The sequence below is a fragment of the Cognatishimia coralii genome (assembly GCF_037478305.1).
Lineage (GTDB): Bacteria > Pseudomonadota > Alphaproteobacteria > Rhodobacterales > Rhodobacteraceae > Cognatishimia > Cognatishimia coralii.
On sequence record NZ_JBBGAZ010000008.1, the window covers coordinates 114,632 to 132,600 of the forward strand.

The 17,969-nt window shown below is 57.9% G+C and carries 17 protein-coding genes and 1 tRNA gene; 11 read left to right on the top strand and 7 right to left on the bottom strand.

What is annotated here, in order from left to right; all coding sequences use genetic code 11:
• Positions 1–93: 93 nt before the first annotated feature.
• Positions 94–3,000, bottom strand: coding sequence for a valine--tRNA ligase (locus WG622_RS14190; RefSeq protein ID WP_339404216.1), 2,907 nt, complete (start codon positions 2,998–3,000; stop codon positions 94–96).
• A 249-nt stretch (positions 3,001–3,249) separates the two neighbouring features.
• Entirely contained in the window at positions 3,250–4,818 is a 1,569-nt protein-coding gene (locus WG622_RS14195) for a zinc-binding metallopeptidase family protein (RefSeq protein WP_339404217.1), read from the bottom strand.
• Positions 4,819–5,253: 435 nt separating this feature from the next.
• Between WG622_RS14195 and WG622_RS14200 the strand changes: the two genes are divergently transcribed.
• Positions 5,254–5,718, top strand: a complete 465-nt coding sequence (locus WG622_RS14200; RefSeq protein ID WP_209356925.1) for an MmcB family DNA repair protein — start codon at positions 5,254–5,256, stop codon at positions 5,716–5,718.
• Here WG622_RS14200 and WG622_RS14205 read toward each other — a convergent pair whose 3' ends face one another.
• Positions 5,719–5,907, bottom strand: a complete 189-nt coding sequence (locus tag WG622_RS14205; RefSeq protein ID WP_339404218.1) for a DUF6324 family protein — start codon at positions 5,905–5,907, stop codon at positions 5,719–5,721. It abuts the gene before it with no gap.
• Between the two features lie 387 nt (positions 5,908–6,294).
• Here WG622_RS14205 and WG622_RS14210 point away from each other — a divergent pair, with 387 nt between their 5' ends.
• From WG622_RS14210 to WG622_RS14220, 3 genes are all read left to right on the top strand, one after another.
• Complete coding sequence (locus tag WG622_RS14210) at positions 6,295–6,513, top strand: hypothetical protein (protein WP_209356923.1); 219 nt, start codon at positions 6,295–6,297, stop codon at positions 6,511–6,513.
• A 43-nt stretch (positions 6,514–6,556) separates the two neighbouring features.
• Entirely contained in the window at positions 6,557–6,802 is a 246-nt protein-coding gene (locus WG622_RS14215; RefSeq protein WP_339404219.1) for a hypothetical protein, read from the top strand.
• A gap of 56 nt (positions 6,803–6,858) precedes the next feature.
• Positions 6,859–6,935, top strand: a tRNA-His gene (locus WG622_RS14220).
• A gap of 137 nt (positions 6,936–7,072) precedes the next feature.
• On the opposite strand, the gene WG622_RS14225 is transcribed toward WG622_RS14220, so the two are convergent.
• Positions 7,073–7,366 carry a DUF6476 family protein gene (locus tag WG622_RS14225; protein ID WP_339404220.1) on the bottom strand — a complete coding sequence of 98 codons (294 nt, stop codon included), beginning with the start codon at positions 7,364–7,366 and terminating at the stop codon, positions 7,073–7,075.
• On the opposite strand from WG622_RS14225, the gene WG622_RS14230 reads away from it, so the two are divergent.
• From WG622_RS14230 to WG622_RS14250, 5 genes are all read left to right on the top strand, one after another.
• The gene (locus WG622_RS14230; RefSeq protein ID WP_339404221.1) at positions 7,365–8,399 is read left to right on the top strand and encodes an RluA family pseudouridine synthase; all 1,035 of its coding nucleotides are present in this window, start codon (positions 7,365–7,367) and stop codon (positions 8,397–8,399) included. The genes WG622_RS14225 and WG622_RS14230 overlap by 2 nt on opposite strands.
• Before the next feature lie 268 nt (positions 8,400–8,667).
• A complete protein-coding gene (gene rpoH, locus WG622_RS14235) occupies positions 8,668–9,564 on the top strand; it encodes an RNA polymerase sigma factor RpoH (RefSeq protein ID WP_339404222.1) in 897 nt (298 codons plus the stop codon).
• Positions 9,565–9,654: 90 nt separating this feature from the next.
• Complete coding sequence (locus tag WG622_RS14240; RefSeq protein WP_339404223.1) at positions 9,655–9,942, top strand: DUF4389 domain-containing protein; 288 nt, start codon at positions 9,655–9,657, stop codon at positions 9,940–9,942.
• Positions 9,943–10,011: 69 nt separating this feature from the next.
• On the top strand, positions 10,012–10,995 hold the full coding sequence (locus WG622_RS14245; protein ID WP_339404224.1) for a Gfo/Idh/MocA family protein: 984 nt from the start codon (positions 10,012–10,014) through the stop codon (positions 10,993–10,995).
• A gap of 60 nt (positions 10,996–11,055) precedes the next feature.
• Positions 11,056–11,325 (top strand): DksA/TraR family C4-type zinc finger protein, encoded by a 270-nt coding sequence (locus WG622_RS14250; protein WP_339404225.1) that lies wholly within the window; start codon positions 11,056–11,058, stop codon positions 11,323–11,325.
• Between the two features lie 109 nt (positions 11,326–11,434).
• On the opposite strand, the gene WG622_RS14255 is transcribed toward WG622_RS14250, so the two are convergent.
• The 3 genes from WG622_RS14255 to WG622_RS14265 all read right to left on the bottom strand — a co-directional run bounded on the left by WG622_RS14255 (position 11,435) and on the right by WG622_RS14265 (position 14,570).
• A complete protein-coding gene (locus tag WG622_RS14255; RefSeq protein ID WP_339404226.1) occupies positions 11,435–13,267 on the bottom strand; it encodes a M3 family oligoendopeptidase in 1,833 nt (610 codons plus the stop codon).
• A 74-nt stretch (positions 13,268–13,341) separates the two neighbouring features.
• The gene (locus tag WG622_RS14260; RefSeq protein WP_339404227.1) at positions 13,342–14,280 is read right to left on the bottom strand and encodes an alpha/beta hydrolase; all 939 of its coding nucleotides are present in this window, start codon (positions 14,278–14,280) and stop codon (positions 13,342–13,344) included.
• On the bottom strand, positions 14,280–14,570 hold the full coding sequence (locus WG622_RS14265) for an SCP2 sterol-binding domain-containing protein (protein ID WP_339404228.1): 291 nt from the start codon (positions 14,568–14,570) through the stop codon (positions 14,280–14,282). Before WG622_RS14265 ends, WG622_RS14260 begins: the two co-directional genes overlap by 1 nt.
• 64 nt (positions 14,571–14,634) lie before the next feature.
• Here WG622_RS14265 and WG622_RS14270 point away from each other — a divergent pair, with 64 nt between their 5' ends.
• Together WG622_RS14270 and WG622_RS14275 are read left to right on the top strand one after the other, a co-directional pair.
• The gene (locus WG622_RS14270) at positions 14,635–15,198 is read left to right on the top strand and encodes a tetratricopeptide repeat protein (RefSeq protein WP_339404229.1); all 564 of its coding nucleotides are present in this window, start codon (positions 14,635–14,637) and stop codon (positions 15,196–15,198) included.
• A 15-nt stretch (positions 15,199–15,213) separates the two neighbouring features.
• Positions 15,214–17,961 (top strand): helicase-related protein, encoded by a 2,748-nt coding sequence (locus WG622_RS14275; protein ID WP_339404230.1) that lies wholly within the window; start codon positions 15,214–15,216, stop codon positions 17,959–17,961.
• The last annotated feature ends 8 nt before the right edge of the window (positions 17,962–17,969 follow it).

Sequence of the window (17,969 nt, forward strand, 5' to 3'; positions counted from 1 at the left end):
TATCGGCTAGCGTCAGCAATGCAAATGGCGCTCACGCAGGGCGATCTGTGCAGAAATGTAAAAAACGCCCGCGGTGAGGCGGGCGTTTCTGAGTTAGTCGAGTTCGGCGAGGCGGCTGAGAGCGTCCTTGAGTTTGCTCTCTTCTTCTTCGCGGGCCTGTAGGTTGGCTTTGGCCTCGGTGACAACCTCTTCGGGGGCGGAAGCCACGAATTTGGGGTTGTTCAGGCGGCCTCTGAGGCCTCCGAGTTCTTTGGCCAGTTTGCCGAGCGACTTTTCAAGGCGTGCCTTTTCGGCGGCGACATCGATGACGCCTTCGAGCGGCAGGCCGAAGGTCGCGCCGTCCACGGCGATGGTGGCTGTGCCTTTGGGGAAGGCGTCGACTTTCGTCAGGCTTTCCACGCGGGCTAGTTTGAAGATAAGCGCTTCATTGGCGGTGAAGGCCGCGTCGTTTGTTTCGGTGATCTCGGTGACGACCATGGGGATTTTCGCGCCTGCAGGCACGTTCATTTGCGCGCGGGTGGAGCGGGTGGCCTCGATGGTTTGGATCACCCAGTTCATCTCGCGGTCGGCATCCGCATTCACGAGGTCCGTGCCATAGGTCGGCCAGTCTTCGTGGACGAGCATGCCGTCGCGGGTCGCGGTCTGGCCCCAGAGCTCTTCGGTGATGAAGGGCATGATGGGGTGAAGCAGGATCATACATTGATCCAGCACCCAGCCCATGGTGGCACGGGTTTCGGCTTTGATGGCGTCGTCGTCGCTGTTCAAGAGCGGCTTGGCAAATTCCACATACCAGTCACAGACCTTGCCCCAGGTGAAGGCATAGAGCGCGTTGGCAGCGTCATTGAAGCGGAAGCCTTCGAGAGCCGCGTCCACGGTCTCGCGGGTCTTGGCAACTTCGCCGATGATCCATTGGTTGACAGTGGCGCTGGCGTTCGGGATCTCGCGGGATGGCGCGCCGTTTGCGTAGACTTCGTTCATCTCGGCAAAACGGACGGCGTTCCAGAGCTTGGTACCGAAGTTCCGGTAGCCCTCGATGCGTTTCATGTCGAGTTTCAGAACGCCACCCAGCGCGGCCATGGCGGCAGAGCTGAAGCGCAGGGCGTCGGCGCCGTATTCGTCGATGATATCGAGCGGATCCATGACGTTGCCGGTGGATTTGGACATCTTCTTGCCCTTGGCATCGCGCACCAGGCCGTGGAGGTAGACGGTGTCAAAGGGGATATCGTCGACTACGGCGAGCTGCATCATCATCATGCGGGCGACCCAGAAGAAGAGGATGTCTTGTCCGGTGACCAGCGTGGAGGTCGGGAAGTATTTTGAGGTGTCCTCAGACCAATTCGGCCAGCCGAGCGTGCCGATGGGCCAGAGGCCGGAGGAGAACCAGGTGTCTAGGACGTCGGGGTCGCGGGTCAGAACGACACCTTCGCCGGCTTGCGCCTGCGCCTCAGCCTCTGTCGCTGCGCAATATTGGTTGCCTTCGGCGTCAAACCAAACCGGAATCTGATGACCCCACCAAAGCTGGCGTGAAATACACCAAGGCTCGATGTTCTCCAGCCAGTGATAATAGGTTTTCTCGCCGCTTTCCGGCAGGATTTTAACCTTGCCGCCCTTCACAGCCTCCAGCGCCGGGCCGACGACCTTTTCAGCGTCCACGAACCATTGGTCGGTCAGCATAGGCTCGATGACGACTTTGGAGCGGTCGCCAAAGGGCTGCATGATCGGTTTGTTTTCGACCATGGGCACGGTTTCAGTTTCTTTGGTTCCATCGTCCCACTCGACGCCGGTTTCACGAGTGGTCATAACCGCGAGGCCTTCGTCGGTGATTTGCTGCACCACCAGTTTGCGGGCCTCAAAGCGGTCAAGGCCACGGATATCGTCCGGCACCAGGTTGATCGCGTCGACTTCGTTTTCGGTAAACTCGGCACCTTTCGCGTGGGCTTGCGCTTTGCCAGCCTCTTCCGAGTAAGGCGCACCATCTGCCCGCATTGCGCCTTTGGTGTCCATCAGGCGATACATCGGGATGCCGCCGCGTTTGGCGACTTGGTAGTCGTTGAAATCATGCGCGCCGGTGATTTTCACCGCGCCCGAGCCGAAGTCGGGATCCGGGTATTCATCGGTGATGATCGGGATCAAGCGTCGGTGCTCTTTGGGGCCGACTGGGATCTCGCAGAGCTGGCCCACAATAGGCGCATAACGTTCGTCGCTTGGGTGCACCGCGACGGCACCATCACCCAGCATGGTTTCAGGGCGCGTGGTGGCGATGGAGATATAGTCGCGTTCTTCTTCGAGCGTGACATTCCCGTCTTCGTCTTTCTCGACGTAAGTGTAGGTCGCGCCACCCGCGAGCGGGTATTTGAAGTGCCACATATGGCCCGGGGTCTCGATGTTCTCGACTTCGAGATCGGAAATCGCGGTTTCAAAATGCGGGTCCCAGTTTACGAGGCGTTTGCCGCGATAGATCAGGCCCTTGTTGTACATCTCGACAAAGACCTTGATGACCGCGTCATGGAAATTGCCGTCGGCCTCGTCCGCTGGCGCTCCGGGGGCGCCAGACATGGTGAAGGCGGTGCGGTCGAAATCACAGCTCGCGCCGAGGCGTTTGAGTTGGTTGATGATGGTGCCGCCGGATTGGGCTTTCCACTCCCAAACCTTGTCGAGGAACTTTTCGCGGCCGAGTTCACGGCGGCCCGCGTTGCCTGTTTCGGCAAGTTGGCGTTCCACGACCATCTGTGTGGCGATGCCTGCGTGGTCGGTGCCGGGCTGCCAGAGCGTGTCAAAGCCCTGCATACGTTTCCAGCGGATCAGGATGTCTTGCAGCGTGTTGTTGAACGCGTGCCCCATGTGCAGAACGCCGGTGACATTGGGCGGCGGGATCATGATGCAATAGGTGGACGCTTCGGGCTTTGCGTTCGCGCCGGCTTTGAAGCATCCTGCCTCTTCCCAAGCGGTGAACAGGCGGCTTTCGGCCTCGGCTGCGTTAAAGGTTTTTTCCATCGCCATGATGATGATCCTGCATACGGTCGTGTCGTGTATCGACGCGTGTTTAGCGGATGCTTTGGGTGAGGGAAAGCAGCGAGTGTGTCCTGTGGGGCGGAACGTGGGATTTGAGTATTTTTAAAGCGTTTCGAGATTAACTAGAGATTCTGGTTGATTTCGAAACACCCACTACATTTTTGGGTTCCGAGCGTTTTGCGCCAAACTCTTAGTCAAGTTTCGCGCAAAACGCTTTAGCAAGATGAAATGTGCGGGCTAGCGCGTTGGGATCACCCAGTCGCGACCACGGTCTGTAGTGACATATTCGGGCCATTTGAAGTTGATGGGCGGCGCGTAATCGGCAAGTGGTGCGATCCAGTCGGTGCCGCCAATGCCTCCGCCAGTGCGCTGGTTGAATTCCTCGGTGGCTTTGGAGAGTAGGTTTGGGTCGGTGAGGCAGTCCAGCGCGGTCATGGCCAGCGTTTGGGCTGCGCATTCGATCATGGGGTCGATGCAGGCGGGGTCTCCGCCCATAGCGTTCATGGCCCAGGCGGGATAGGCTGTGCCTTTGGGAGCCGCAAGGGCAGGGCGACCGATATAGAGGCGCACCGTTGGGGCGTGCCAGCAGTATTCGGTGTAGTCGTCTGAGGTGAAGTTTTTCTGGCTGGGCGGTAGGATTTCGCGGAGTTTGGCCTCGGCTTCTTGAGGGGGCGTGAGAGTAGAGATCATCGGCGAGAAGGGCTCGGCCATGGGCTCCATGCCAAGGTTTGACTGGATCTGGCGGGCAAAGGCTTTGGCGTTCTCTCCCCATTGCGGCGCGCCGACTTTTTCAAGATTGGCGTAGGTGGCTTGGGCGAGCGCGTGGTTTGCGAGACCGGGGCGTGATTTGGCGACCCAGTGTTTGCGCCATGTGCAGTGGCAGAGCTTGGCGGCCTGTTCGGCGATATGGTCGAGGCCCGCGACAATGTGATCCGCGTCGCTGATTTCTGAGATGCGGATGAAATATTGGATCTGCGCGATTTGGGCGGGGATATTATCCGCCGTCGCCTGGCCGTGGGAGAGGATGGTTTCATTCATCGACCAGCTTTGACCCGCGGCCATGATGTGTTCGCGCAGGGCTTTGGCGTTGGAGTACATCTGCACCATCGCATCTGTCGCGCCGGGGGCACGAGCTGAGGCGTGGCTGGCGGGAATGGGCGAGCCGTCGTCACTGGTCATCCAAGTTTCCGGTTCCTCGCAGGTGAATTCATAGATCACCCCATAGGCCGCGCCGCAATGGGTGTCCCAGCGCACGGTGTTGCAGAGTGGGGCCATATAGAAGGGGTGGAACGACAGCGCTGCGTCGAGATCGTCGTAATAACCCGCTGCGGCATGCAGTGGTTTGGAGCCGCGCAGTTTCTCAGCGGGCTCGCCGAAGAACTTGAGCCGGCCCGGGATGTTGTGTCTCTCCATCGTGGCTTTGGTGGCGAGAAACCCTGCGAGGGACGAGATGCCGAGGGCAGAGTGTGGATCTGTGTGGCCTCCGGCATGTTCAGACAGGCCTGCGCGCGGGGCCTTCCGCGGCTCTGCCGCTTGGCAGTTGCCGGGGATGCCGTCGTATTCGGCGTAGCCCCCGATTGTGGGGCCGTCGCCGTTGGACCATGTGGCGCAAAAGGCTGTTGGCATGCCCGCGCTGGCCTCTTCGACGTCAAAGCCTTCGCGCCGCAGGAGGTCTACATAGAAGGCCGCAGATTGATATTCGCGCCAGGCGGTCTCACCATAATCCCAGATTTGGCGGCACCATTTTGAGTATTCCGGCATCCGCGCGAGGACGTCCGCTCGGGCAAAATCTTTGATGTCGGTCATGGGCTGCCTCCTGAACTTGCGGCGAGCTTAGGAGGAGGGGGCTTTGTTGTGCAAGCTTAGATGCCGGGCACCAAGGGGACGCCGCAGCCTACTAGAAAAAGGAGGGAACTTGCGATTGTAAGTTTGATAAATGTGGTCATATCTGCGCCTGCTGTTTTCGCGCAGATGACCATGCCAGCATGTCCAAAGCAAGAGTGGCGGGCCCGCAATCGCAGCCGTGGGGTTATCTCATTCCCGAGGACCTGTATATACAGGTGGGCGCCAGGTAAGTGGACCAGGATCCAAACAGAGCCAGCTCCCTCGGAATTGCTTAAGGCCACCGGAATGCAACCGTATCACGAGAAGGGCAGAACCCGCCAAGCGTCTACCTAGGGCTTTGCACCGTGCTGCGCAAGGTGGGTTGATTTTTGTTCACGAATTGTTCACATTCGCGGAATGGGTATTCTGACCGACACAGATCTGCAACCAGGGCAGCTTTTGGCACGTGGTGTGTCGCGGCATCTGCGGGCGCTGGGCTTTGTGGGGCTTGAGGAGTTTGTGCCAGAGCGGGGCAAACGCGTGGATGTCATGGCGCTGGGCCCGAAAGGCGAGCTTTGGGTAATCGAATGTAAATCCAGCCGCGCGGATTTTCAGAGTGACAGCAAATGGGAAGGTTATCTGGAGTGGTGTGACCGCTATTTCTGGGCGGTGGATACTGAGTTTCCTACCGACTTACTGCCTGCGGAAACTGGTTTGATTATTGCGGATGCCTATGACGCGGAAATCGTTCGCATGGCGCCCGAAGACAAACTGGCCCCTGCACGCCGCAAGAAAGTCATCCAGAAATTCGCGATGGATTCCGCGCGTAGATTGCAACGCTATCGCGATCCGCGCTTGGCGCCTTTGCCGGACGACAGCTGATTATTTGGAAAGTTTGCGCGCTGTCTCGGCGGCTGCCCGGATCTCTTCTGCGATTTCTTCCGCTTCTTCAGGGTCAAAATCCATCGGGATCTCAACACCGCCTGCCTCAATGAAGATCCGCACGAAACCCTGATCGGTTGGGCCGATTTGGAGGTTTGCTTCCATGTCGCGTTCTGTGTTGATGCCCATCGGGTGCAAAGTCCTTTTCGATCGTCGCTGCGCGCCGCACTATCGTGCATTCACACCGTCGCTTCAATAGCGCTACGCCGAGTTTCTGGGGTCGCGAGGCAGCGATATTCGCCTTTTTGAGGGAGTGGAAGCTGACGCGCGGGTCATCTGCGAACGATTCGTGCTTGTGGATAACTCTCGAGATTTCGCGATTGCAGCGTAATTTTCTTCCGAAATACCGCAAAATATGCCGTAAAAATTTCAAAATGCACAAAATATAGGCAAATACCCCAATATTTTGTTGACCCAGCGGAAATCCGCCTACGACAATTTGACGCGGTCACACGGAACCTCCGCTGCAATGCGTGACCAAACTTGCTGCCGCGGAAAACAAAAGAGGGACTAACAATGTTAGATAATGCGAAGAAGGCCATTGGCGCCTTAACAGAGATCGGCATCGCGCTTTTGGCGCTGGCGATCGTGGCGTCGCTTTTGGTTGGCCCATCCAACATGGCATTCCTGGGGGATGTCGTTGGCAATATCACCGCACTGGTCTCACAGCTAGGTAGTGCTGGTCTGGCGGGTCTGATCTCGCTGGGTGTTGTGCTCTGGCTGTTTAGAGGCTGACCTCTCGCTCTCCCAATAGCACCCACCAAAAAGGGCCAATGCCATGACCAGATTTTCCGACTTTCTAACCTCTGTGCAACGCGTCTTTCGACAGGTCACCGAGACGGGATTCGTTTTTCTTGGCTTTGTGGTTTTGGTCTATCTGCTGTTGGGAGAGCAATCCGGCGATTTCGTGATCTCTGTCATCGCCAATATCTCGGTTCTGGTGAACGTCATCACCCCGCAGGTCCTTGCGGCTGTGGGATTGGGGCTGGCACTGATCGCCGTGGTAAAAAACCGCAGAGAATGATCTAAATGCGGCTTGACGCTCTTAAGCGAACAGCCTAAGTCAGCCGTCACCAACGTGCCGCCTTAGCTCAGTAGGTTAGAGCGCTTGATTGTGGATCAAGAGGTCCCCCGTTCGAGCCGGGGAGGCGGTACCATTTCTCTCAAAATTGAACATTGCGCCTGTCGAAAGGTGAAATGCCTCCGGCGGGGATATTTCTGGCAAGAGAAAAACCGCATTCATCTTGCGAAAAATACTCTGGGGTGAAGGCTGCTAGGCCGAGGGGCAAAGCCCCTACTTGATTTCGATCGTTTGCTTGAGCTGCCCTGTCATGGCGTCAAAGATCAGGATCTCATTGTCTGATGTCACAACCGCGTACCATGTGTCACCACGCGTAAAGGCCGTTGCCTCTGAGCCGTCGGGCAGCTCGATGCTTTTTGGCATCTCAGGACCTGAACTATAGAAACGGGTGACAAGCAGGCCGACCACGACTACAAGCCCGCCAATCATCACCACTGTCAGCACTGTGATCAGCTGGCGCAGAAACCGCAGGTTGGCCGGTTCGACCGGTTCAGGAGTGTCATCCATGTCGTCTGCTCGCGTTACATTTCAGATCGCGGAAAATCCGCCTGCGCGTCTTGATAAGGCCTTGGCGCGCGATGTGCCAGCAGAAGCTGCGCTGAGCCGGACGCGGTTGGCGCGGCTGATGGAGCAGGGGGCTGTTCTGGTAAATGGCGCGGTGGCGACGGATCCCAAGGGCAAGATCGCCGAGGGTGCCGAGGTGGAAATCACGGTGCCGGTGGCGGACGAGAGCCATATTGGCCCAGAAGACATCCCGCTTGAGGTCATCTTTGAAGATGACGATCTGATCGTGATTAACAAACCCGCCGGCATGGTGGTGCATCCCGCGCCGGGCACGCCCAGTGGCACCTTGGTGAATGCACTCTTGCATCATTGCGGGGATACATTGTCAGGCGTCGGTGGCGAAAAGCGTCCGGGCATCGTGCACCGGATCGACAAAGAGACCTCGGGGCTTTTGGTGGTCGCGAAATCGGATCGCGCGCATCATGGGCTCGCCAAGCAATTTGAGAAGCACACCGTTGAGCGGTATTATCGCGCGGTCGTTTATGGTGTGCCTGACGCCAATGATCCGCGCCTGCGCGGCGTGCGCGGTGTGAATTTTGAGTCTGGCAATATCATGAAAATCACCACCCAACTGGCGCGCCACAAAACTGATCGCCAGAAACAAGCGGTGTTGTTTGAGGGCGGGCGTCACGCGGTGACTCGGTCTCGGATCGTCGAGACCTATGGCACGCCCGAAGTTGCCTCGATGGTGGAATGCTGGCTGGAAACCGGTCGCACGCATCAGATCCGTGTTCATCTGACCCACGCAGGTCATTCTCTGATCGGAGACCCGACCTATGGTGGCAAGCGCAAGCTCTCGGAAAAGGCGCTTAGCCAACAGGGCATCCAGGCGGCGCGCAACTTTGACCGTCAGGCCTTGCATGCGGCCGTTTTGGGTTTTGAGCATCCGGTCACGGGCGATGCGATGCGCTTTGAAGCGCCCATTCCGGGCGATATGACAGCCCTTATTAAGGCATTGTCACAACCAAAAGATTGAAACATTCCGCCTGTATGGCGGCTTACAAAACCCACTGATGTGTAAAATGCGCACAAGCGATATGCGTTAATGCATGGAAGTTTCGCTTTCCTTATGCGCCCCCAAATGACACATATTGCACGTCTGTGTGAGCACACACGCCCGTGACTTCCAAGTTAACCAGCCGTGCGTTCATACTCTCTAAAGAATTTCACTCTAACCCGCTTGAAACGCGTGACAGCCGTACCTATCTGGATGTTAAGCGTTTAAACATTGAAGGGGACAGGACATGAGCAACTACGCAAACTTGCCAGCGCCGACGCCGGAAGGCGGTCTCAACCGGTATATGCAGGAAATCCGCAAATTCCCGCTCTTGGAACCGGAAGAAGAGTATATGCTGGCCAAAGCCTGGGTCGAAAAAGAAGACACGGCTGCAGCGCATAAAATGGTCACAAGCCACCTGCGTCTCGCGGCGAAAATCGCCATGGGCTATCGCGGCTATGGGTTGCCACAGGCCGAAGTGATCTCTGAGGCCAATGTGGGCCTTATGCAGGCTGTTAAGCGGTTTGACCCTGAAAAGGGCTTCCGTTTGGCGACCTATGCGATGTGGTGGATCCGCGCGAGCATTCAGGAATATATCCTGCGTTCGTGGTCCTTGGTGAAGCTGGGCACAACCAGCGCGCAGAAAAAGCTGTTTTTCAACCTGCGTAAGGCGAAAGCCCGTATTGGCGCCTTGGAAGAGGGCGATATGCGTCCCGAGAACGTCGCGCAGATCGCTCATGATCTTGGCGTGACAGAAGATGAGGTCATTTCCATGAACCGACGCCTCTCTGGCGGTGATGCGTCTTTGAACGCGACCGTCGGCTCTGAGGGCGAAGGCACCATGCAGTGGCAGGATTGGCTTGAGGACGAAGATGCGGATCAGGCGGCAGACTATGAGGCGCGAGACGAGCTTGAAGCCCGTCGCGAACTCTTGGCCGAGGCGATGGATGTGCTGAACGACCGTGAAAAGGACATTCTGATCCAGCGCCGTCTGCAAGATCAGGCTGTGACGCTCGAAGACCTGTCCGGTCAGTACGACGTCAGCCGTGAGCGGATCCGTCAAATTGAGGTCCGCGCCTTTGAAAAGCTGCAGCTGCGCATGCGCGAACTGGCGCAAAACAAGGGCATGCTGGTCTCTGCCTAAGAGACTGCATTTCTTACATTTGATAAAATTGACGAGCCGGAAACCCTCCGGCTCGCCAGAAGCCTTGTTTCTTTGACATCGGAGGATGCCATGACGGACACACACCAGCACAGCTATTCTGAGACTGAAAAACCCAAAGGTGGTGCGTGGAAACGCGGCCTGCATATGCTGGTCTTTTTGATCCTTTTCGGCGTTGCGGAATCGCTTTTGGCCCTGGGTGCGATCCTACAGTTCTTCTGGTATCTCTTTGCTGGTCGCCGCAACGAATTGATTGCCGACATCGGCCGAGACCTCAGCGTCTGGATGAAGGATGTAGTCGATTTCCAAACCGGCAACACCGAGGTGCGTCCTTTCCCATGGGATAAATCCATACAATAAGACAAAGCCTTTACCTCAGCCCCGTCCCGTGTAGTGTGATTGCGCTAACAGATCTTGGGAGGGGCTGAGATGACACCAGTCAAATGGGGCGTATTGGGTGCGTCCAAATTCGCGTTGAACTATATGGCGCCCGCCATTCACGCGGCAGAGGGAGCAGAATTTGCCGCGCTGGCGACTTCCTCAGCGGACAAAGCCGCGCCATTTCAGGCCTTTTGCTCAAACCTGCGCGTGCATCTGTCCTATGACGATCTGCTGGCTGATCCCGAGATCGACGCGATCTATATTCCTCTGCCCAATCACATGCATGTGGACTGGACGATCAAAGCGCTTGAGGCGGGCAAGCATGTGCTTTGTGAAAAGCCGATTGCCATGCAGGAGGCAGAGTTCGATCAGCTGATCGCCGCTCGCGATAAATCGGGTTTGCTGGCGGCAGAGGCCTATATGATCCTGCATCATCCGCAGTGGCATCTGACGCGTGATCTGGTCCAGCAGGGCATGATTGGCAAGCTCACGCATGTCAGCGGCAAGTTCTCTTTCGACAATCGCAAAGACACTGGAAACATCCGCAATCGGCCCGAAACTGGCGGCGGGGGGCTGCGGGATATCGGGGTCTATGTCTTCGGATCGGCGCGGTTTGTGACGGGGCTAGAGGCCAACGATATCTCGGCACGGGTGCGGTACGAGAACAGGGTTGATGTGGTGGCTGACGTGCAGGGACGCTTTGGCGATGCGCTGTATACGGCTTATGTCAGCACGCGCATGCATCCCTATCAAGAGATGGTGTTTCATGGCGAGAAGGGCGTGATCCGACTGACCGCACCCTTCAATGCGAGGGTTTTTGGCGAAGCACGGGTTGAGTTGCACACGGTGGGCCATACCGGTGGAGGTACAGTGTCTACGCAGCGGTTCCCTGCAGATGATCACTACAAGCTGCAAGTCGAGGCCTTTGGTCGGGCGGTGCGTGAGGGTGGCGACTACCCCGTGCCACTAGAGTTCTCACGCGGGACGCAGGCGATGATTGACAAAGTCTTTGAGGTCGCAAGCGAAGTCTAAGCGACCTTGCCTGGTCAAGCCTCTCCGCGCTAGGGTCATAATCCTGAATAGGAGGCAACTATGGCCGGTGGCTGGGCCCGCGATGGGGCGGTAAGCGAACAGATCGAAGCGTCTATTTCAGACGAACTCGCGCGCATGAAAGCACGGCAGGATCCTGTCGGCGAAAGCCTTACCCATTGCGCGGAATGTGAAGAAGAAATCCCCGAAAAGCGCCGCGAGGCTTTGCCGGGGGTGAAGCTCTGTATCGACTGCCAACAGGAACGCGATCAAGCGTTTCAGGCACGGGGTGGTATCAACCGGCGTGGCTCGAAAGACAGTCAGTTGAAGTAGGGGTCTTGCCCCTCGACCTGCGGTCTTCACCCCAGGATATTTGGGCAAGAGAAAAGCTGTTTCATCTTGCCCAAAATACTCTCGCCGAAGGCATCACGCGATTGTGTGATCAGCCTTCCATCGCTTCAAGCTCGTCGATCATGTCAGAGATCATCGACAGGCCCTTGTCCCAGAATTTTGGATCAGACGCGTCCAACCCAAAGGGGGCGAGTAGCTCTTTGTGGTGCTTGGAGCCGCCAGCTTTGAGCATGTCGAAATATTTCTCTTCAAAGCCCGCGTCGCCCTCGGCATAGACTGCGTAGAGCGCGTTCACGAGGCCGTCGCCGAAGGCATAGGCATAGACGTAGAAAGGCGAGTGGACGAAGTGGGGGATATAGGCCCAGAAGGTCTCATAGCCGTCCATGAACTCAAACGCCGGGCCGAGGCTTTCGGCTTGGACGGACATCCAGAGGGCGTTGATATCCTCGGGTGTCAGCTCGCTTTCGCGGCGGGCGGCGTGGAGTTTGCATTCGAAATCGTAGAAGGCGATCTGGCGCACGACCGTGTTGATCATATCTTCGACTTTGCCTGCCAAGAGCACTTTGCGTTGTTCCTGGGTTTCGGCGGCGTCGAGCATTTTGCGGAAGGTGAGCATTTCGCCAAAGACAGAGGCAGTTTCGGCAAGGGTCAGTGGCGTTGATGATAACATCTCGCCTTGCTCTGCTGCGAGGACTTGGTGGACGCCGTGGCCCAGTTCATGCGCCAAGGTCATCACATCGCGCGGTTTGCCGAGGTAGTTCAGCATCACATAGGGGTGGACGTTGGTGACCGTCGGATGCGCGAAGGCGCCGGGAGCTTTGCCGGGTTTTACGCCCGCATCAATCCAGCCATCGGTAAAGAAGGGTTCTGCGATTTCGGCCATGCGCGGATCAAAGGCGGCATAGGCGTCAGAGACTGTTTTGCGTGCCTCGTCCCAATCCACAATGCGCGGATCATCCATCGGCAGGGGCGCGTTGCGGTCCCAGACCTGCATTGTATCCAAGCCGAGCCATTTGCGTTTCAGCTCGTAGTAGCGGTGGCTGAGTTTTGGATAGGCCGCGACGACGGCGTTGCGGAGCGCTTCGACCACCTCGGGTTCTACGTGGTTTGACAGGTGACGTCCAGTTTGCGCCGTTGGCATATTGCGCCAGCGATCCATGACCTCTTTTTCCTTGGCTTGCGTGTTGTGAACGCGGGCAAAGGTTTTGATGTTGCCGCCAAGCACTCGGGCGACTTCGCGGGCGGCTGCTTCTCGCTTGCTGCGGTCCGGGTCGGTCAGGAAGTTCAGCGTGGCCTCGATATTGAGGGTCTCGCCCTCCATGTCGAACTCGAGCCCCGCGATGGTTTCGTCAAACAGCCGCTCCCAGGCATCGCCGACGACACCGAGGTCATGCAGGAATTTCTCCATCTCGTCAGAGAGTTGGTGCGGTTTCATCGCGCGGATGCGGTCAAGGACGGGTTTATAGCGCGCAAGGCCTTCGTTTGCGGCCATGAGGCCTGCGAGGTGGTCGTCCTCAAGGCGGTTCAGTTCCAGCGTAAAGAACACCAAAGGCGTGGAGAAATCGGTCAGCTGTTCCTGACAATTCGCCATGAATTGCGCGCGCTCGGCGTCCACGGTCATCTGGTAGTACCGCAGCCCCGCATAGGACATGATGCGGCCCGAGACCTGGCTGATCTTTTCGTTGCGCTCAATGCAGGTGAGCATGTCATCTGCGCTCAGATCAGCCAGTTTGCCTTCGTAATCTGCGGCAAAGGCGGAACATTCTTTCTCGAGGAACGCCAGATCCGCTTCCAGTTCCGGCGCGTCAGGAGAGGTGTAGAGGTCGCTCAGATCCCATTCCGGCAGATCGCCGAGGTTCTCGCTGCCAGAGCTGGCATTTGCGTCACGCACTGCGGTGGGCAGCGGGAAGGGCAGGGTGAACATCGGTGGGCCTCATCTGTGAATTGCTCTTGGATCACAGATAGGCAGAGGGGGGGCGAAGGTGCAAGACCTGCCGCTTAGCAATGTTGTGAAAACAGATCCGCCATGGCTTTGATGGCTGGGCCGCGCATGGCTTTGCTATCCATCAGGACTTCGTGTTTGCCGCGCGGGATCAACATGAGCTCGCCTTTGGGCCAACGCGCCATGCGGTTTTCAATCCCCGCAGGGTTTACGATGTCTTCGTTCGAGCCGACGATGGTCAGGCAAGGCAGGCTGGGGGATGGGATTTTTTCCAAGGCTTCGGTTTCTTTGAAGGCCTCATAAACCCATTGGTAGGAAAACCCTGCGACCACCAGTTCGGGATTGGCGCGGGCCTGATCCTGCATCCGGACATACATGGCGCTGTCGGTTGTCAGGCCGTTGTCTGGGAATGTGTCAGCCAGAACATAAATCTCTTTGCTGCCGCCCGGCGCGAAATGTTCGCCAAAGCCGGTCTTGGTTGCCGCACCGCCAAGCATTTTTCCGAAAGTGCGCACCAACGCCGTAGACCCCAAGCCCCACATGGGGCCGGAAAACGCGGCAGCCTTCACGTCCAGACCACGATAGAGTGCGCGCAACCCGATACAGCCGCCCATAGAGTGCCCAAGCAGATACCAAGGTTTTGGCAGCTCCAGAGCCTCGGCAGCGGCAAGCGCCGCGTCCATGTCGATTTGGTAGTCAGCGAAGTCATCTACGTGGCCGACGCGATGATCCTCCGCCACACGATCGGCAAGGCCCTGGCCACGCCAGTCGATGGCATAGACGCCATAGCCGTGCTCTGCGAAATCCGCGGCTGTTACCGCGTATTTCTCGATATATTCCGTGCGCCCCGGAAACAGCAGAACGGTTCCCTTTGCTTTGGGAACCGCCCAATGCGCGACGCGCAGTCGGATGTCATCCGCAGTTTTGACCCAATAGGCCTCGGCAAGAGGCTCATCAGGAATTGTTGCGTGGTAAGGTGCGGATGACAGTTTCATTAGCCGAGAACGCTGCCCAGTTTCATCGCCATGCCCATGTCGCCGTCCACAGACAGGCGGCCGCCCATGAAGGCCGCGGTTGGGTTCAGCTCGCCTTCGAGGATTTCCTGGAAGGTGTCGGCATCTGCCGTCAGGGTCACGTCGGTGTCATCGTCGCTTGCGCGCACGCCGTCGCTGTCGATGACAATCGCGCCTTCGCCTTCGATTTCAAATTTCGCAGAGCCGTCGAACTCGTCGCCGCCCAGTTTTTCAGTCAGAGCCTCTACGGCCTTGGTCACGATATCGCTCATGGTCCAACCTTTCTTAGATGTGATCCACAGAAGGCTGGTAAATCCCTCCGTTCAGGTTACATTTATGACTGATATGCTTCGCTTACCACATATTCTTAAACTTGCCGTCGCGGCAGTTATGTTTGCCATACTTGGCGGCGTTGCGGTGGCGCAAGACCGTTTAGACGGCTTGATGCAAGAGTTGCGTGAGGCGGATGCGACGGCGGCGCAGCGGATCTCTGGGGAAATCGAGCTTTTGTGGCGGAAATCCGGGTCTGCGTCTGCGGATTTTCTGCTCAAGCGCGGCCTGGATGCTTTGGAGCGCGGCGAGGTTGAGGCTGCGGTTGATCACCTATCGGCCCTGACCGATCATGCGCCGGAATTCGCCGAGGGCTGGGTCAGTCGCGCGGGGGCGTTTGTGCGCATGGGCTATTACGGCATGGCGCTGTCAGATCTTGAACATGCTTTGGCGCTCAATCCGCAGCATTATGAGGCGATCTATGGGCTAGGCGTGATCCTTGAAACCATTGGCCGTCCTGCGGATGCCTTTGAGGCGATGGAGCTTTTGCGGACTATACATCCCCATTATCCCGACCTATCTGAGACCATGGCGCGGCTTGAGCCGCTGGCAAAGGGTCAGACCCTCTAATTCAAAGGCAATACAATGGCGCAGCAGGGGCGGGTGACCGCGGTCTTGGGACCGACCAATACGGGTAAAACCCATTTGGCGATAGAACGTATGCTGGGCCATCGCACCGGTGTGATTGGCCTGCCTTTGCGCCTTTTGGCGCGCGAGGTTTATGACAAGATCGTCGCTGCGCGCGGGCCATCGGTGGTGGCCTTGGTGACGGGCGAGGAACGTATTCTACCGCCGCGCGCGCAATATTGGGTCTGTACGGTTGAGGCGATGCCCGAGGGCATGGGCTGTGATTTTCTCGCTGTGGACGAAATCCAGCTTTGCGCGGATCCTGAGCGGGGGCACGTGTTTACGGACCGACTGCTGCGGGCGCGGGGGCTGCACGAGACGATGTTTCTGGGCTCGGATTCCATGCGCGGGGTCATTGCCGATCTGATTCCGGAGGCTCAGTTTATCCGCCGCGAGCGCATGTCGACGCTCAGCTATTCCGGCAGCCGCAAGATTTCGCGGATGCAGCCGCGCTCGGCGATTGTGAGTTTTTCGGTCGATAACCTCTATGCGATTGCCGAGCTGATGAAGCGGCAAAAGGGCGGGGCGGCAGTGGTCATGGGCGCGCTCAGCCCTCGCACACGCAACGCGCAGGTGGCGCTCTATCAGAATGGCGATGTGGAATTTCTGGTGGCCACGGATGCGATTGGCATGGGGCTCAATCTGGACATCGACCACGTGGCTTTTGCTGGTACCAACAAGTTCGATGGCAGACGGATGCGCGATTTGATGCCAAACGAGCTGGCCCAAATCGCGGGGCGTGCAGGGCGGGGCATGAGTCACGGAACCTTCGGCGTCACGGGCGAAGCGCGTCCCCTAGATGAGCCGGTCGCCGAAGCCATCATGGAGCATCGCTTTGCGCCGGTGCGCAAGCTGGTTTGGCGGAATGCGGACCTGCGGTTTGGCCATATCGATGCCTTGATCAATAGCTTAGAGGAGCCCACCAGCGACGAGCGACTGGTCAAGGCGCGCGAAGCGGATGACCTTATGGCGTTGAAAACTCTGGCCCGCGAGGCCGAGATCCGCGCTCGCGCCAGTGACGCAAAATCGGTGCGTCTGTTGTGGGATGTCTGCCGTGTGCCGGACTTCCGCGGTATCAGCCACAATGAACACGCAAGCCTCCTCGAGGGCATCTACACCCACCTGCATGAACGCGGCTCGATCCCCAACGACTGGTTCTTACGTCAGGTCAAACGAATCGACCGCGTGGACGGGAACATCGATACCCTGTCCAAAAGAGTTGCATTTATACGTACATGGACCTACGTCGCGCAGCGAAATGGTTGGATTGACGACGAAAATTATTGGCGGGACGAGACTCGCGCTGTAGAAGATCGTCTGTCAGATGCACTACACGCAAGATTGACCGAAAAATTTGTGGACCGCCGAACCTCAGTTCTGCTCCGGCGGCTCAAACAGAAGGAGGCCCTTTTGGCCGAAGTAAATGAAAATGGAGATGTGACCGTCGAGGGGGAATTCGTCGGTCGTCTCGAAGGATTTAGATTTCAAGCTGACAAGTCTGCGCAAGGAGCCGAAGCCAAAACGCTTCGTCAGGCCAGTCTTGCGGCGCTTGCCCCGCAATTTCATCTGCGGGCAGATCGCTTTTATAACGCGCCTGATACGGAAATTGATTTCACCGAACAGGGCGGCCTCATGTGGGGCGAATATGCGGTCGGGAAACTGGCCGCAGGGGCAGAGCCTCTGAAGCCGATGGTTGAGGTTTTTGTCGATGACGAAGCCGGGCCGGATGTCGCGCAAAAAGTGCAACGCCGCCTGCAGCATTTTATCGACCGCAAGATCGCGGCTCTGTTTGAGCCTCTGTTGAACCTGTCGCGCGACGAAGAGCTTTCGGGCCTTGCGCGCGGTTTCGCATTCCAGATGGTCGAAGCGCTGGGCGTTCTACCGCGCGGAGATGTGGCCGACGACGTCAAGGCATTGGATCAGGACGCCCGCGGCGCATTGCGCAAACATGGCATCCGTTTTGGTCAGTTCACGATCTTTATGCCGCTGATGCTGAAACCCGCACCAACGCGTCTGCGTCTGGTGCTGTGGTCTTTGTCTAAGGGTCTGGGCGAGTTCCCAGAAGCACCGCCTCCCGGTCTGGTGACTGTGCCGGCCGGTGAGGGCGCGCCACAGGGCTATCACGCTATGGCGGGGTATCGTGCTGCAGGCGAGCGGGCGATCCGCATCGACATGCTGGAACGTCTGGCCGACATGCTGCGCACCGAGGACAGTCGTGGCGGCTTTGAGGCCAATCCGGATATGCTCTCGATCACCGGCATGACGCTGGATCAATTCGCGGATCTGATGAAGGGGCTGGGCTATAACGCCGAACGCGGTGAACGTCCGAAAGTGAAGCCTGAGGCGAGTGCTGAGGCCGTGACCGAAGACGCCCCAGCGCCAGCGGCGGATGAGGCACCGGCGGAGGCTGCGGCGCCAGCCGAGGCAGAAACGCCTGCAGAGCCAGAGATCGACGTGTTTTATACGTTCACCTGGGGTGGAAATCGCGGAGCGCGTCAGCAAAACCGTGGCGGCCAGGGCCAAAAGCCACGTCGCGACGGCGGAGCCCCCAAAGGGCGTCGTCAAGGCAAGCCCGGTGGCAAACAGGGCGGCAAGCCGCGTCAGGACAAAGCCAAAAGCTTCCAAGCGCGTCCGCCTAAAAAAGAAAAAGCCATCGATCCCGACAATCCTTTCGCAGCCCTCATGGCGCTTAAGGAAAAAAGCTAATCTGACCG

Bases quoted from the DNA above. Each gene is read 5' to 3' on its own strand.
- WG622_RS14260 (WP_339404227.1), bottom strand. From the start codon at position 14,280: ATGAAACTGTCATCCGCACCTTACCACGCAACAATTCCTGATGAGCCT.
- WG622_RS14265 (WP_339404228.1), bottom strand. From the start codon at position 14,570: ATGAGCGATATCGTGACCAAGGCCGTAGAGGCTCTGACTGAAAAACTG.
- rpoH (WP_339404222.1), top strand. From the start codon at position 8,668: ATGAGCAACTACGCAAACTTGCCAGCGCCGACGCCGGAAGGCGGTCTC.
- WG622_RS14240 (WP_339404223.1), top strand. From the start codon at position 9,655: ATGACGGACACACACCAGCACAGCTATTCTGAGACTGAAAAACCCAAA.
- WG622_RS14190 (WP_339404216.1), bottom strand. From the start codon at position 3,000: ATGGCGATGGAAAAAACCTTTAACGCAGCCGAGGCCGAAAGCCGCCTG.
- WG622_RS14210 (WP_209356923.1), top strand. From the start codon at position 6,295: ATGTTAGATAATGCGAAGAAGGCCATTGGCGCCTTAACAGAGATCGGC.
- WG622_RS14215 (WP_339404219.1), top strand. From the start codon at position 6,557: ATGACCAGATTTTCCGACTTTCTAACCTCTGTGCAACGCGTCTTTCGA.
- WG622_RS14200 (WP_209356925.1), top strand. From the start codon at position 5,254: ATGGGTATTCTGACCGACACAGATCTGCAACCAGGGCAGCTTTTGGCA.
- WG622_RS14270 (WP_339404229.1), top strand. From the start codon at position 14,635: ATGACTGATATGCTTCGCTTACCACATATTCTTAAACTTGCCGTCGCG.
- WG622_RS14205 (WP_339404218.1), bottom strand. From the start codon at position 5,907: ATGGGCATCAACACAGAACGCGACATGGAAGCAAACCTCCAAATCGGC.
- WG622_RS14195 (WP_339404217.1), bottom strand. From the start codon at position 4,818: ATGACCGACATCAAAGATTTTGCCCGAGCGGACGTCCTCGCGCGGATG.
- WG622_RS14245 (WP_339404224.1), top strand. From the start codon at position 10,012: ATGACACCAGTCAAATGGGGCGTATTGGGTGCGTCCAAATTCGCGTTG.
- WG622_RS14250 (WP_339404225.1), top strand. From the start codon at position 11,056: ATGGCCGGTGGCTGGGCCCGCGATGGGGCGGTAAGCGAACAGATCGAA.
- WG622_RS14255 (WP_339404226.1), bottom strand. From the start codon at position 13,267: ATGTTCACCCTGCCCTTCCCGCTGCCCACCGCAGTGCGTGACGCAAAT.
- WG622_RS14275 (WP_339404230.1), top strand. From the start codon at position 15,214: ATGGCGCAGCAGGGGCGGGTGACCGCGGTCTTGGGACCGACCAATACG.
- WG622_RS14230 (WP_339404221.1), top strand. From the start codon at position 7,365: ATGTCGTCTGCTCGCGTTACATTTCAGATCGCGGAAAATCCGCCTGCG.
- WG622_RS14225 (WP_339404220.1), bottom strand. From the start codon at position 7,366: ATGGATGACACTCCTGAACCGGTCGAACCGGCCAACCTGCGGTTTCTG.